The sequence below is a fragment of the Thalassotalea sp. PLHSN55 genome, assembly GCF_052030545.1.
GTDB lineage: Bacteria > Pseudomonadota > Gammaproteobacteria > Enterobacterales > Alteromonadaceae > CANMXU01.
In genome coordinates, this window is record NZ_JBPDIH010000001.1 from 248,517 (window position 1) to 262,157 (window position 13,641).

At 39.5% G+C, this 13,641-nt stretch carries 14 protein-coding genes; 12 read left to right on the forward strand and 2 right to left on the reverse strand.

The window, feature by feature from the left end; all coding sequences use genetic code 11:
• Window position 1: 1 nt before the first annotated feature.
• A complete protein-coding gene (locus ACRRSQ_RS01235; protein WP_440873863.1) occupies window positions 2–1,633 on the reverse strand; it encodes an ABC transporter substrate-binding protein in 1,632 nt (543 codons plus the stop codon).
• Window positions 1,620–2,717, reverse strand: a complete 1,098-nt coding sequence (gene pspF, locus ACRRSQ_RS01240) for a phage shock protein operon transcriptional activator (RefSeq protein ID WP_440873864.1) — start codon at window positions 2,715–2,717, stop codon at window positions 1,620–1,622. Before pspF ends, ACRRSQ_RS01235 begins: the two co-directional genes overlap by 14 nt.
• Window positions 2,718–2,905: 188 nt before the next feature.
• On the opposite strand from pspF, the gene pspA reads away from it, so the two are divergent.
• The 12 genes from pspA (at window position 2,906) to ACRRSQ_RS01300 (ending at window position 13,624) form a co-directional block, all read left to right on the forward strand.
• Window positions 2,906–3,577 carry a phage shock protein PspA gene (gene pspA, locus ACRRSQ_RS01245; RefSeq protein ID WP_440873865.1) on the forward strand — a complete coding sequence of 224 codons (672 nt, stop codon included), beginning with the start codon at window positions 2,906–2,908 and terminating at the stop codon, window positions 3,575–3,577.
• A gap of 44 nt (window positions 3,578–3,621) precedes the next feature.
• Complete coding sequence (gene pspB / locus ACRRSQ_RS01250) at window positions 3,622–3,834, forward strand: envelope stress response membrane protein PspB (RefSeq protein WP_440873866.1); 213 nt, start codon at window positions 3,622–3,624, stop codon at window positions 3,832–3,834.
• The gene (gene pspC, locus ACRRSQ_RS01255; RefSeq protein WP_440873867.1) at window positions 3,831–4,283 is read left to right on the forward strand and encodes an envelope stress response membrane protein PspC; all 453 of its coding nucleotides are present in this window, start codon (window positions 3,831–3,833) and stop codon (window positions 4,281–4,283) included. Before pspB ends, pspC begins: the two co-directional genes overlap by 4 nt.
• A gap of 214 nt (window positions 4,284–4,497) precedes the next feature.
• Complete coding sequence (locus ACRRSQ_RS01260) at window positions 4,498–5,928, forward strand: YcjX family protein (protein ID WP_440873868.1); 1,431 nt, start codon at window positions 4,498–4,500, stop codon at window positions 5,926–5,928.
• The gene (locus ACRRSQ_RS01265; RefSeq protein WP_440873869.1) at window positions 5,925–6,938 is read left to right on the forward strand and encodes a YcjF family protein; all 1,014 of its coding nucleotides are present in this window, start codon (window positions 5,925–5,927) and stop codon (window positions 6,936–6,938) included. The genes ACRRSQ_RS01260 and ACRRSQ_RS01265 overlap by 4 nt, the downstream gene beginning before the upstream one ends.
• 193 nt (window positions 6,939–7,131) lie before the next feature.
• Window positions 7,132–7,932: a phenylalanine 4-monooxygenase gene (gene phhA / locus ACRRSQ_RS01270; protein ID WP_440873870.1), complete on the forward strand. Its 801-nt coding sequence runs from the start codon at window positions 7,132–7,134 to the stop codon at window positions 7,930–7,932.
• A 41-nt stretch (window positions 7,933–7,973) separates the two neighbouring features.
• A complete protein-coding gene (locus tag ACRRSQ_RS01275; protein ID WP_440873871.1) occupies window positions 7,974–8,312 on the forward strand; it encodes a 4a-hydroxytetrahydrobiopterin dehydratase in 339 nt (112 codons plus the stop codon).
• Between the two features lie 117 nt (window positions 8,313–8,429).
• Window positions 8,430–9,971, forward strand: a complete 1,542-nt coding sequence (gene tyrR / locus ACRRSQ_RS01280) for a transcriptional regulator TyrR (protein WP_440873872.1) — start codon at window positions 8,430–8,432, stop codon at window positions 9,969–9,971.
• A gap of 291 nt (window positions 9,972–10,262) precedes the next feature.
• On the forward strand, window positions 10,263–11,249 hold the full coding sequence (locus ACRRSQ_RS01285; protein WP_440873873.1) for a fumarylacetoacetate hydrolase family protein: 987 nt from the start codon (window positions 10,263–10,265) through the stop codon (window positions 11,247–11,249).
• A 102-nt stretch (window positions 11,250–11,351) separates the two neighbouring features.
• A complete protein-coding gene (gene maiA, locus ACRRSQ_RS01290; protein ID WP_440873874.1) occupies window positions 11,352–12,002 on the forward strand; it encodes a maleylacetoacetate isomerase in 651 nt (216 codons plus the stop codon).
• A 168-nt stretch (window positions 12,003–12,170) separates the two neighbouring features.
• Window positions 12,171–13,040, forward strand: coding sequence for a DUF3014 domain-containing protein (locus ACRRSQ_RS01295; RefSeq protein WP_440873875.1), 870 nt, complete (start codon window positions 12,171–12,173; stop codon window positions 13,038–13,040).
• Window positions 13,040–13,624 (forward strand): lysophospholipid acyltransferase family protein, encoded by a 585-nt coding sequence (locus ACRRSQ_RS01300; RefSeq protein ID WP_440873876.1) that lies wholly within the window; start codon window positions 13,040–13,042, stop codon window positions 13,622–13,624. The genes ACRRSQ_RS01295 and ACRRSQ_RS01300 overlap by 1 nt, the downstream gene beginning before the upstream one ends.
• The last annotated feature ends 17 nt before the right edge of the window (window positions 13,625–13,641 follow it).

Here is a 13,641-nt window from a genome sequence, read left to right on the forward strand (position 1 = left end):
CTTACTTTTTACTCACTGCTGAAAAATCGATGCCGCCAATGGAGTGAAGTAGTTGTCCTTCAACATTTTCGCTTCTTGCTTGAAATCGCTTTGAGTGGGCAATAGGAATCAAGGGCACTTCTTTTGCTAAAATCTCAAGCGCTCTGGCGTAGTACTTTTTACGCAACCCAATGTTATTGGTTGCCAACGACTCTTTTAATAGTTTATCAAACTCTTCGTTACACCAAAATACGCGATTATTGCCTGACTCAGCGGAACTACAGCTAAGCAATGGCGTGAAAAAATTATCAGGGTCGGGATGATCGGCAGACCAACCTAGCAATACAGATTGATGTTCGCCTTGCGCAAGCTTACGTAAAAATGTGCCCCATTCAAAGCTAACAATATTAACGGTGATGCCAATTTGTTTTAAATCTGATTGAATTAATTTAGCCATAGTTAAAGCATTTGGATTGTAAGCTCGCTGCACTGGCATTGCCCAAATATCCATAGTAAACCCATCGGGGTAGCCGGCAGCGACCAGTAAAGAACGTGCAAACTCGATAGAGTACGTTCGGTCTTTTATATTGCTATTGTAAGCCCATGAGTTAGTCGGTAATAGTGAAGTTGCTTGCTCGGCATGACCAAAATACACCGCTTCAATGATGGCTTGCTTGTTAATGGCGTGAGCAATAGCTGATCGTACTTCTTGGTTATCAAATGGGGCTTTTTGGGTATTAAAACCTAAATAACCTACATTAAATGAAGTAACCGCTTCTAAGATAAGATCGTCGCGCTCGTTGATTTTTTCATGTGCTATTGGGTAGGCGACAACATCACACTCACCAGTAAGTAGTTTTGTTAGCCGACTGGTATTACTTGGGGTGATATCGAATAACAATTGTGAAAGCTCAGTTTTATTCTGCCAATAGTTTTCATGTGGGTAATAGCGAATTAACGAACCAGGGCGATATTCAATAAGTTTATATGGACCGGTACCTATTGGATTTAAATCAATTTGCTGATGGCGATTTTCTAGAGCTAATTGCTCGGCATACTCTTTTGATAAAATTACTGCAAAATCTGTCGCTAAGTTGGCGAGAAATGAACTGTTTGAATTATTTAAGTTAAAACGAACGGTATAGTCGTTTATTTTTTCTATAGACTGCACTAATTCGGCAAACCTAACACTTTCAAAAAAAGGATAGCTGCCGCCAGATACCTCATGGTATTCATGCTGTTCATTTAAAATTCGCTCGAAGCTAAACATCACGTCATCAGCATTTAACATCCGAGTTGGCGTGAAGTACTGTGTAGTGTGAAAACTGATATCTTTGCGTAAATAAAAGGTAATGCGTTTACCATCGCGGGTGACATGCCAAGATTTGGCAATTGACGGCACTATGGTATGGTCGTCACTGTTAAATGCAATCAATCGATCATAAAGGTGTTTAGCTGTGGTATCTACTGTGGTACCTGATGTTACCGTTTGTGGATTAAAACTCTCAGGGGAGCCTTCCGCACAATAAATAATACTTTGCTCTTTTAAAGACACGTCATTAGCTGAATCACACGCACTTAGGGCCAGTGCCAAACTTAGTGTGAGTATGCGCTTATAAGTGAATAAACGTGTTAATAATCTATTGTTCATCATTCATGCTGCCATCAAGTAAATTGTATTTTTTCAAATACCCTCGTAATTGATGATAGGTTAGCTCCAAGGCTTCGGCGGTTTTCTTTTGATTGAATTGATGAGCGGCCAAGGCAGATTTGAGCAATTCAATCTCATAGTCTTGTGACAGGTTTTTCAGTGACAATGGAAACTGTAACGTAGGTTTTTCTGCGCTGACTGTTGTAACGGCAGCAGTGTTTTCTGTTACGTTTGGTTCAATAGTATTCACTGTTTCTTTAACTTGAGCGCTGCGGTCGTGAGTTTTCACCCGTTGTTGTGGTCGATACGCCGAAACAAATGGATCAATAACCAGTTCATGCACGGGCACATGCGGGTTGTTGCTGCGATAAACACTACGCTCAACCACATTTTTTAATTCACGTACGTTACCTGGCCAATGATAATCAAGCAGTGATCGCTTGGCTTTTTCAGAGAAACCACTGAATAATTCAAAGTCTAATTCGCGTGCCATATTAATAGCAAAATGTTCCGCCAAAATAAGAATGTCTTCTATGCGTTCTCTTAATGGCGGTAAGGTGATCACATCAAAGGCAAGTCGGTCGAGTAGGTCGGCACGAAACTCACCTGATTCAGCTAAACTTGGTAAATCTTCATTGGTTGCCGCGATTAAACGTGCGTCGGTTTTAATGGTGCGAGAGCCGCCAACGCGTTCAAATTCACCGTATTCAACCACGCGTAGTAGTTTTTCTTGAATTAAACCTGAGGTATTTGCGATTTCATCTAAAAACAAGCTGCCGTTATTAGCACGTTCAAACCGGCCTTCATGACGTTTATTTGCGCCAGTAAAAGCACCGCTTTCATAACCAAACAATTCACTTTCTAATAAGTTTTCATTTAAGGCAGCACAGTTAAGCTTTAAATAGTTTTGATCCCAACGTTTCGATAAGTAGTGCAGGCGTGCGGCGACGAGCTCTTTACCTGTGCCGCGTTCACCAATAATAAGTACTGGTTTGCTTAGCGGAGCAACTTGAGAAATGTGTTCAAGAACTTCAAGAAAACTGTTTGACTGGCCAATAAGATTATCTTTTTGGTTGAAGCGGGTCATGCTCATACCTAATAATTGGTTTATTTCGCTAACAAATAGTGTATTTCATTAACGCTATGGATTGAAGTTTTTTTTGATATTATAATAAAACTAATTAAACCAATCGTTTATCTCGGTATAAAAACTTGGTATAAAAAGTGAATACTATCTAGCAGACAGTAAATTAATCATAGCATGAGGAAGTAATTATGGGTGTTTTTTCGAGATTTTCAGACATCATTAACTCTAATATCAATAGCTTATTAGATAAAGCTGAAGACCCAACTAAAATGGTGCGTTTAATTATTCAAGAAATGGAAGATACCTTAGTTGAAGTACGTTCATCATCAGCTAAAATGATCGCAGATAAAAAAGATCTTGTTCGTCAAAGTGCACGATTTGAAAATGACGCACAGCAATGGCAAGAAAAAGCGGAATTAGCGTTAAGCAAAGACCGTGAAGATTTAGCCCGCGCAGCCTTGCTTGAAAAGAAAAAGTGTGAAGACAGTGCGCAAGCATTAGCTGAAGAGCTTGCACATGTTGAAGAGCATATTGCTAAGTTACAAGATGAAATAACGCAATTGCAAGATAAGCTAGTTGATGCAAAAGCGCGTCAAAAAGCAATATTGCTTCGAGAGAAAAGTGCTAATTCTCGCTTAAAAGTTAAGCAAAACCTACATAGCGACAAAATTAATGACGCAATGAGCCGCTTTGACAACTATGAGCGAAAAATCGATGATATAGAAGCGCAAGTAGAGTCATATGATATTGGCAGTAAATCGTTGGCTGATGAAATTGCTGAACTTGAAGCTAATGAGAAAGTTGATGATGAATTAGCGCAGTTAAAAGCAAAAATGAACGCGGATAAAAAAGACAAATAATAAGCATATAAGACTATAGGAGAAGTATTGTGGAAGATATCATTATGGCACCCGTTATAATATTTATGGTAGTGGTTGCTCCTATTTGGTTGGTGCTTCATTATCGCAGTAAGGGGCAGGTAAGCCAGGGGTTAAGTGAAGAAGAGTATATTCAGTTATCCGAACTTTCAGAATTAGCCGATAAAATGTCTGACCGAATTCAGACGTTAGAAGCCATTTTAGATGCTGAAACACCAGATTGGAGAAGCAAGTTATGAGCATAAAACGCGGTGAGCTTTTTCGAAATAAAGACCGAGGAAAACTCGCAGGTGTATGCGCAGGCTTAGCAGACTATTTTGGCTGGGAAACGTGGTTAGTTCGTATCTTGGTTGTTTCTGGGGTATTGCTCGGCATGGGCTGGTTCATTGTGGTTTATATTGCCTGTTGGTTTATTCTTGACGAAAAACCTAAAAATGTTAGTACGTTTAAAAATGCCAATGCAAGTGAAGGACAACAACCTCAGTCAGCGCCTAATGCAAATAATGGCAACTTTGCTGATGAGTCAATTAAAGTCAAAGCGCGAATTTGGCAAGCGGGTGAACCACCAAAACAGGCATTGTTTGATATTAGACGTAAATTTTCAACGCTTGAAAAAAAGCTGAGAAAAATGGAGCAATATGTAACCTCGGCAGAGTTTACGGTTTCAAGAGAAATTAATAAACTGTAATCCTTGTCAGCGAGTATGTATCAATAAAGACCTTAATTGGTCTTTATTTTTTTCTATACCCTTCGTGCGGTTTTCCAAACGCTTAATCACAATAGCGCATTAACTTTTTGAATAGGTGAAATTCTTGAACGCTATTTTAAATCAAATCGCTATTATCTCGATAAATAACTTAGTAGTATCTGCTAGTTATTTTTAAATAATCAAAATTGTTACTATGGCATTGCTTAAAAAAGAACAGTTAGAAAAGTTAAAACACAAAGCAGAAGAGCTGCTTAATCGAACGCTCGACCAACACGTTACCTTAGCGGTAACCGGGTTAAGTCGTAGTGGTAAAACTGCATTTATCACCTCGTTAGTCAATCAACTTATCAATGAAGGCAGTGGCGCAAAGCTCAGTTTTTTTAATCCTGTTCATCAAGGGCGATTCATTGCTGCTAAGCGGGTTCCACAAAAGCATTTTCACATTGGTCGTTTTGATTACGACAGCGCGGTGAATGCATTTTCATTAGCGCCGCCCAAATGGCCAGAGCCGACGCAAGGTATTAGCGAATTGCGCATTGCGATAAAGTATCAGCCGAAAGAGTCGCTGTTAAAGTATGCGACTGAAACTGCAACCTTATATTTAGATATTACCGATTATCCCGGTGAGTGGTTGTTAGACTTGCCTATGTTAAATCAAACGTTTGAAGAATGGTCGATGCAGATGGTTAGCTTGTTAAAACAAGCGCCTAGAAGCGAGCACTCGCAAGCATTTTTAGCAAAAGTTGAGCAGCTAGAACCTTTAGCTCCCGCTAATGAAGAGTTATTGGCTGATATCGCCAAAGAATATACCGACTTGTTACATTATTACCGTGATACGTTAGGGTTATCACTTATTCAACCGGGTCGTTTTATTTTGCCAGGTGAACTTGCCGATGCGCCAATATTACAGTTTTTTCCGTATACCGCTTTTGAACAAATCGATGGTAATGATTATCAAAATGCTGGCGACGATACGTTGGTTGGCATGTTGCGCGCACGGTTTATTAGTTATAAAGAAAGAGTGGTACGCAAATTTTATAAAGAGCACTTTGTTAATTTTGACCGTCAAATTGTCTTAGCTGACTGCCTTACGCCACTTAATAAAGGGGCTGAAATTTTTGGTGATTTAGAGCAAGCTACGGCGCAGATTTTAGAAAGTTTCAATTATGGTAAGTCGGGTGTTTTATCGCGACTATTTTCGCCAAAAATTGATAAATTGTTGTTTGCGGCAACTAAAGCTGATCATGTAACGTCAGAGCAACACGTTAATTTAGTGAGTTTACTCAATCAATTAGTACACACCACTAAGCACCAACTTAACTTTGAAAATATCGAAATGGAGACCCTAGCTGTTGCGTCGGTTAAAACGACGCTAAATGGTAAAAGTATTTACCAAGGTAAGGAGGTTCCCGTTATTCAAGGTAAAAGTGCAAACGAGCAAAAACTTATTACCGTATTTCCGGGTGCTGTACCAGCGCGATTGCCCAAAGCAGACTATTGGCAAAATGGTGGCTTTAATTTTATATCGTTTGAACCAATAGAGCCATTAGCGCCGCATCAGTGTTTACCGCATTTACGAATGGATCAGGTACTTGAATTCTTATTAGGGGATAAAATGAAATGAATGATGTTGATGAAAAGTACCAGCAGCAAATTTTATTTGAAGACGAGCAATTAAAAAGCCAATCAATAGAAGATTGTGCGCAAATTGTTTTTGAAAACCAAGACTGGCAACCCGATAACGAATTGCTGAACTCAGTTGATGACATACCAGAGCAAGAAACTCGGCCACGTTGGTTAATGCGAATGATATTTGCGCTATTTAGCGTGATTGTGGTGATTGAAGCGGTTGAGTTTTTTACTTTAGGATTTTCGCAAACTCCGATTGTTGCAGCGCTTTATGCGGCGCTGCTATTTTGCTTGTCGTTAACCGTCGGTGCGACGATTTTTCGTGAAGTTTCAGGATTACGTCAGTTAAAAGCACAACAACAAATTAAACAAAAAACTACCGCTTTACTTAAAGGTGACGAAAAACAGTCAGCGAAAGATTTATGTACTGAGTTGTCGGCAAAACTGCCCTGCGATTTGCAGTCAGAGCTCGAACAACAATGGGCTGACGTCAACTTGCATGACTACAATGACCAAGAAATCCTGCAATTATATACACGTACCGTCTTGACTAAAGTTGATCAAAAAGCGGTTGCGGAAATTGCTAAGTTTTCGTCTGAATCTGTCGTGCTAATTGCATTAAGCCCAGTCGCTATCATTGATATGTTTATCATGTTTAGTCGTAATTTACGTTTAGTGAACAAAATCGCCGGTTTATATGGCTTAAAATTAGGCTACTGGAGCCGAATAAAATTAATTAAACAAGTCATTATCAATGTGGTTTATGCTGGCGCAAGCGAGCTAGTCGCAGACTTTGGCGCAGACATGTTAGGCGCCGATATGTTAGGAAAACTTTCCGGTCGACTAGCGCAAGGTTTAGGTGCCGGTTTATTAACAGCACGCCTTGGATTAAAAACGTTACAGTTGGTTCGACCTATCCCGTTCGAGCAAGATGCGCCTAAGCTTGGTCATATCCGTAAAGAGATGATTTCACAAATAAAACAACTTGCTTTAAATAAAGCTTAAACAAGTTATATCAAGGTGCGCGCGCGATTTATGCATAGTTATAAGTCGCGCTTTTTCATGTTCAAAAATCTTTACGATAGCACCTAAGTTGAAAATTTACTCAACACTTTAAGGTCTACTTTTTCAACAAAAATTCCCCTAGTATGAATTTAGCTAAGGCAGCATTTGCTGCAATAATTAAAGGTTGTTTGACATGGGGAAGGGTACAAAATACGTTTCAAAAATAATGGATGAACAAGGTCATATCCATTGGACTGAACAAGAAAATCAAGTCTGGCATGATTTGGTCAAAAGGCAGCTGGCATGCATAAAAAATAAAGCGTGTGATGAGTTTATTCATGGGCTGAAGCTGCTTGGTTTACCCAGTGATCGGGTTCCGCAATTATACGAAGTTAATGAAGTCTTAACAAAAGCGACGGGCTGGCAATGTGTGCCTGTTAACGCATTGATTGGTTTTGAAGAATTTTTTACCTTGTTGTCCGAGAAAAAGTTTCCAGTAGCCACCTTCATTCGCACCCGAGAAGAATTCGATTACCTGCAAGAACCGGATATTTTTCATGAGATATTTGGCCATTGTCCATTGTTAACCAATAGTGATTTTGCCGATTATACTCAGGCCTATGGCAAAATGGGCTTAGCTGCAACTAAAGAGCAGCGAATTTACCTTGCGCGCTTATACTGGTTTACAGTTGAATTTGGCTTATTAGATACGCCTCAAGGACTTAGAATATATGGCGGTGGTATTTTATCCTCACCATTAGAAACAGAGCATGCCGTTAATGATAAGGACGTAGACCGCAAAGCGTTACAAGTGCTCGATGTACTACGCACGCCATATCGAATCGACATAATGCAGCCTGTGTATTACATGTTAAATAAAGTGAGTGATTTAAAAACGGTCAGAAAGTTGTCTGTAGAAGACATTATGGCGTTAATAGAGCAAGCCAAAAAGCTTGGTTTGTTTCCTAAGCAATACGCCACTGATAACCACTAATTAAACGATTAATAGATTATTTATAACTAAAGGACAGTTAAATGACTGAACAATTATCAATTGCTAAATGTGAAGCATGTCATGCAGATGCGCCAAAAGTTTCCGATCAAGAATTACCTGAATTGCTTGCTCAAATTCCAGATTGGGTGCCAGAAGTTAGAGATGGGATCATGATGTTAGAGCGAGTGTACACATTTAAAAACTATAAACTTGCTTGGGAATTTGCCAATAAAGTTTCAGCATTGGCAGAAGAAGAGTTCCATCATCCAGCGATATTATTAGAGTGGGGTAAAGTTGTCGTAACATGGTGGAGTCACTCTATTAAAGGGCTACATCGCAATGACTTTATCTGTGCAGCAAAAACAGACAAGCTGCTGTAGCGTTTTGTTACAAGTTTTCGAACAATAAATTTAAACAGATGTTCCACTTTGCTTTTGCATGTTGTAAAAATTAGTTTACAATAGTCTTTTGAGTATAATAATCAGAGGACCTGCAGAATGCGCTTGGAAATATGTTGTCAAGATCGTGTCGGAATAGCCCAAAAAGTATTAGGCATTTTTGTTGATTATGATATTAATGTGCGCGGCATCGAGCTAAAGCAAGCTGGTGTTATTTACATTAATATCATTGACCTTGATTTTGCGCAGTTACAGCAATTTATGCCGAAGTTACGTTTATTAGAAGGCGTTACAGATGTTAAAACTGCGCCTTTTATGCCATTTGAACGCGAACGCAACGAACTGGCAACCTTAGTAAAAACCTTCCCAGACCCTTTTATGTCAATCGATGTTAAAGGCAATATTCGTTTAATTAATAATATCGCCTCAGCTGTTATGGGCATGACCTCGACAGCAATCATAGGTGAAAACATTGGTCAGTGGATCAAAGGCTTTAACTTCTCTCGTTGGTTAGAAGGGAAAGACGTGCTTGCTCAAACTCGTCGCTTAAAATTCCAAGATGAAGATTATGTTGCTGATATGATGCCTATTCATGTCGCAGAAGAAGAAGGTGCGCAAATATTAGTTGGCGCGATGATTATTTTAAAATCGGAATTGCGTTTAGGCGAGCAAATGACCGCCTTCAAACAAGCAAGCGATAATAACTTTTCAGGCATTCATGCTAGCAGTGGTGCAATGCGTAAAGTTATTCGTGAAGCAAAACGTATGTCGCTACTCGACTCTTCGATGCTAATTATTGGTGAAACCGGCACAGGTAAAGAATTAATTGCGCGTGCTTGTCATTCAGCAAGTGACCGTGCTGAAAATGCATTTATGACGCTCAATTGTGCGTCCTTACCTGATGACGCGGCAGAGTCGGAGTTATTTGGTAAAGGCGGCGAGCAAGTCAAACGTGGTTTGTTCGAACTGGCTGACGGCGGCACTTTATTTCTTGATGAAGTTGGCGAAATGTCGCCAAAACTGCAAACTAAACTACTACGTGTCATACAAGATGGTAGTTTTAGACGGGTAGATGACGAGCAAGAAATTAACGTCAATATTCGCATTATAAGTTCAACAAACCGCGATTTATTGAACATGGTTTCAACAGGTGAATTTCGTGAAGACTTATATTATCGCTTAAATGTATTAGGGCTTAATGTGCCTTCTTTACGTGAACGTCGAACGGATATTATTCCATTAGCAGAATACTTTATCGCAAAATTTGGCCAACGTATTGGTAAGTACAATATTAGTTTATCCGATGATTGTCGTGATTTTATTGAGCATTACCCTTGGCCGGGCAATGTTCGTCAGCTAGAGAATGTGTTAATTCGCGCAATTTCATTGATGGAAGGTAACGAAGTACTTACCTCACATCTGCAACTGCCAGCTTATACACGAGAACATGGCTACCTTGAACAAGAGTTTGAAGGCACGCTTGATGCCGCCGTTAAAGGTTTTGAAGCTGACTTACTAAGAAAGCTATATCCTGCGTATCCAAGCACTCGTCAATTAGCGAAAAAACTGGGGTTAAGCCATACCGCAATTGCGAATAAATTGCGTGAATACGATATTAATAAAAAGACCGTAAAAATTTAGTTACGTATTATAAAATAAGCATCTAGGCTAATTTTACTGGCCTAGGTGTTACTTCTCTTCATTATTTAACGCCTCATACTCCTTAGCTTCGACTAACTCACAATTTGCATGTAAAGATAATAAAACACTCAGTTTTTTGCTTCTTTAAGCTGTGTTCTTCTGCAACGGATTTTATTGCCGTAAGATAAATTCAAACGACGCCAACATGCACAGCGACAATATTTTCTGTCTGGCAAAAACAGTTGGGTCAATTACACTTAATTTAATTTCACTTATCGTTAAGGTTTTTTGATGAAGTTAGCAAGCTTAAAAAATAATACGCGCGATGGCCAGTTGGTCGTAGTAAATAAGAATTTAACCAAAGCGGTAATTGTTAGTGATATCGCCAATACAATGCAACAAGCATTAGATAACTGGGGACAAATTGCCCCTTTGCTTAAAGAAGTTTATTTTCAGCTTAACAATAATGAGATTGAAGATACCATCGACTTTAAACAAGAAGATTGTGAGTCGCCACTACCTAGAGCTTTTCAGTGGGCAGATGGCAGTGCTTATGTAAACCATGTTGAATTAGTACGTAAAGCACGTGGCGCAGAAATGCCAGAAACGTTTTGGACAGACCCGTTAATGTATCAAGGCGGCTCAGATGCGTTTATTGGTCCTCGCGATAATATTGATGTTGCCTCAACTGACTACGGTATTGATTTTGAATCAGAAGTTGCCGTAATTACGGATGATGTTCCAATGGCGGCAACAGCACAAGAGTGCCAAGATCATATTAAACTGCTGATGTTAGTGAATGACGTGTCATTACGTAATTTGATCCCAGCCGAGCTTGCTAAAGGTTTTGGTTTCTTTGGTTCAAAACCGTCAAGTGCGTTTTCTCCTGTTGCCGTAACCCCAGACGAACTAGAAGGGCACTGGGACGGAAAAAAATTGCATTTACCGTTAACGACGCATTTAAATGGTGAGCTATTTGGTCAACCTAACTGTGGCGTTGACATGACCTTTGATTTTCCAACTATCGTTGCACATGCAGCAAAAACTCGACCATTAACAGCCGGTTGTATCGTAGGCTCAGGTACAATTTCAAACTATGATCGCTCTGCAGGTTCTAGTTGTTTAGCGGAAAAACGTATGCTTGAAATTGTTGCTGATGGCAAGCCAACCACGCCGTTTATGCAGTTTGGTGATCAAGTGCGCATTGAAATGTTTGATAGCAATGGCGATAGTATTTTTGGCGCTATCGACCAGCAAGTGACTGAATACAAGAAGTAGTTAATACCTATGGGTATGTTTAAAAGGTGTTTTGTTTTTTAGTATGAAACACCTTTAATTGTACTTTAGGCGATAAAAGTTAGAGATTTTATAAGGGATATTATGCAACTTTATGGTTACTGGCGCTCATCAGCAGCATATCGTGTGCGCATCGCACTGTATTTAAAGCAACTTGATTTTGAATCTAAAGCGGTTCACTTAATCAAAGATGGTGGCCAACAACATCTTAATGCCTATGGCGAGCTTAATCCAAATCACTTGGTGCCAACGCTGGTTGACGGCGAGGTAGTGCTTAACCAATCATTGGCGATTATTGATTATTTGGACGCAAAATATCCCCAAAACGCGTTATACCCAAACTCAATGGTTGAAAAAGCCTTAGTTCAGGCATTTAGTTTTGACATAGCTTGTGAAATTCATCCGGTAAATAATTTACGGGTGCAGCAATATTTGGGTAATCAACTTGGTCACAGTGAGCAAGAAAAGCTTAACTGGACTCAACATTGGATGCAGCTAGGTTTCAGTGCCTTAGAAGCCAAACTAAACAAAACTGCCGGGGAATTTTCTTTTAATGATAAGGTCTCAGTAGCCGATATTTGTTTAGTACCGCAAGTATATAATGCCAATCGCTTTAACATTGATATGAGCGCTTTCCCGCTAATTACCGGTATAGTTGAACGATGTAATCAACTTGCTGCATTTCAACATGCGCTACCTGAAAATCAACCCGATGCAGTCGTTATTGCAAAATAGCGAGAACCGCCCTGTTTTGGTTGTTTTTTAACCAAAACAAACATTTTTACATAAAAAATAGTAAATGCTTGTTGCAACTACATAAAAAAAACGTTGCAATAAGTATTCACTTTTTACACATAGTATTTTCTCGATTATCTTCATTGTTACTATGAAAGCAGGGCAGTTATGGAAAATTCAACAAACAGTCAGAACCAAACACCATGGGCCGTTATTGTCACGATTATCGCTATTGTAGTCGCTGTCGTTGTCTGGCAATTACTCGATAAAGAGCCCGAACCTGAACCCGTTGAAATTGTCGAAGTTGTTGAAGAAGTCTTACCCGAGCCTGAAGTTATTGAACCTGAGATAATTGAAGAGCCAATTGTTATCGAAGAACCTGAGCCTGAATTAGTTGAACCAGAAGTGGTTGAAGTAAAAGAACCTTTGCCTGCGCTAAACGAAAGCGACGTTTGGGTTCAAGAAAAACTGCCTAATTTAACCTGGCGAAAAGAATTGTTAAAGCTAGTGATTAATGAGGACATGATCCGCCGTTTTGTTGTCTTTACCGATAATTTTTCTCAAGGGTTAGTTGCTTATGAACATAGCCCTTTTATTAATCCTGCGACCTCATTTTCGGCACAGCAATCTGAAAAAGCAGACAACAACAGCGAGCAACAATGGCTATGGGACGAAAAATCTACCCGCCGATTTAGTTTGTACGTAGACCTATTACGTTCAATCGATACCGATACGTTAGTGCAATGGTACGTGGAAATGAAGCCGCTAATTGACGAAGCCTACCAAGAGCTTGGCTATCCTGATGAAGAGTTTACCGATACCTTACAGTTTGCTATCACTCGTGTGCTTGATATGGACATCCCTAAAGACACGTTAGTTTTAACGCGCCCAAGTGTTATGTATCAGTTTGCTGACCAAGATCTAGAAAACCTTGATGCAACTGATAAGTTATTATTGCGCTTAGGGCGTGAGAATTTGCTGGTGATCAAATCTATTTTATTAGAAATTAATGAAAAACTCTCGAGAGCGGTTAATTAGTGGATTTACCGGTTGTTAATGATTGCATTCCTCGTCGAAATAGCCGTTTTTTACGTTGGCTTGGGCGCAGTTATCTTTCATCTCGCGGATGGAAAGTCGTTGGAACATTTCCTGAGCAAAAAAAATTTATCTTAGCTGTTGCGCCACATACCTCTAACTGGGACTTTGTTGTTGGTGTTTCAGTTATGTTTGCTTTAGATATTAAAATTAACTTTCTTGGCAAACATTCAATTTTTGTTGGTCCGTTTAAATACCTGCTCAATAATATTGGCGGCATTCCTGTTTATCGCGATAAAAACTATGGTGTTGTTGAGCAATTGGTTAATCGGTGTCAGCAAAGTGAACATTTTGTTTTGGGTATAGCACCAGAAGGCACTCGTAGCAAAACAAGGCAATGGAAAAGTGGCTTTTTACATATTGCCCACCAAGCCAATATTCCTGTGGTACCTGTAAGTCTCGATTTCGGAAAAAAAGAGGTGACCCTGTTACCTGAACATCAAATTTCGGATGACATTGATGCTGAGTTGAACAAGGTAAAACAGTGTTTTGCCAATACTTGTGCAAAAAATCCGCAAGCAGTTTAGTTTTTCTCAACAAATGC

What these genes read in the sequence shown, in the direction of transcription:
- ACRRSQ_RS01235 (WP_440873863.1), bottom strand. Translation starts at nt 1,633, where the DNA reads ATGATGAACAATAGATTATTAACACGTTTATTCACTTATAAGCGCATA.
- pspF (WP_440873864.1), bottom strand. Translation starts at nt 2,717, where the DNA reads ATGACCCGCTTCAACCAAAAAGATAATCTTATTGGCCAGTCAAACAGT.
- pspA (WP_440873865.1), top strand. Translation starts at nt 2,906, where the DNA reads ATGGGTGTTTTTTCGAGATTTTCAGACATCATTAACTCTAATATCAAT.
- pspB (WP_440873866.1), top strand. Translation starts at nt 3,622, where the DNA reads ATGGCACCCGTTATAATATTTATGGTAGTGGTTGCTCCTATTTGGTTG.
- pspC (WP_440873867.1), top strand. Translation starts at nt 3,831, where the DNA reads ATGAGCATAAAACGCGGTGAGCTTTTTCGAAATAAAGACCGAGGAAAA.
- ACRRSQ_RS01260 (WP_440873868.1), top strand. Translation starts at nt 4,498, where the DNA reads ATGGCATTGCTTAAAAAAGAACAGTTAGAAAAGTTAAAACACAAAGCA.
- ACRRSQ_RS01265 (WP_440873869.1), top strand. Translation starts at nt 5,925, where the DNA reads ATGAATGATGTTGATGAAAAGTACCAGCAGCAAATTTTATTTGAAGAC.
- phhA (WP_440873870.1), top strand. Translation starts at nt 7,132, where the DNA reads ATGGGGAAGGGTACAAAATACGTTTCAAAAATAATGGATGAACAAGGT.
- ACRRSQ_RS01275 (WP_440873871.1), top strand. Translation starts at nt 7,974, where the DNA reads ATGACTGAACAATTATCAATTGCTAAATGTGAAGCATGTCATGCAGAT.
- tyrR (WP_440873872.1), top strand. Translation starts at nt 8,430, where the DNA reads ATGCGCTTGGAAATATGTTGTCAAGATCGTGTCGGAATAGCCCAAAAA.
- ACRRSQ_RS01285 (WP_440873873.1), top strand. Translation starts at nt 10,263, where the DNA reads ATGAAGTTAGCAAGCTTAAAAAATAATACGCGCGATGGCCAGTTGGTC.
- maiA (WP_440873874.1), top strand. Translation starts at nt 11,352, where the DNA reads ATGCAACTTTATGGTTACTGGCGCTCATCAGCAGCATATCGTGTGCGC.
- ACRRSQ_RS01295 (WP_440873875.1), top strand. Translation starts at nt 12,171, where the DNA reads ATGGAAAATTCAACAAACAGTCAGAACCAAACACCATGGGCCGTTATT.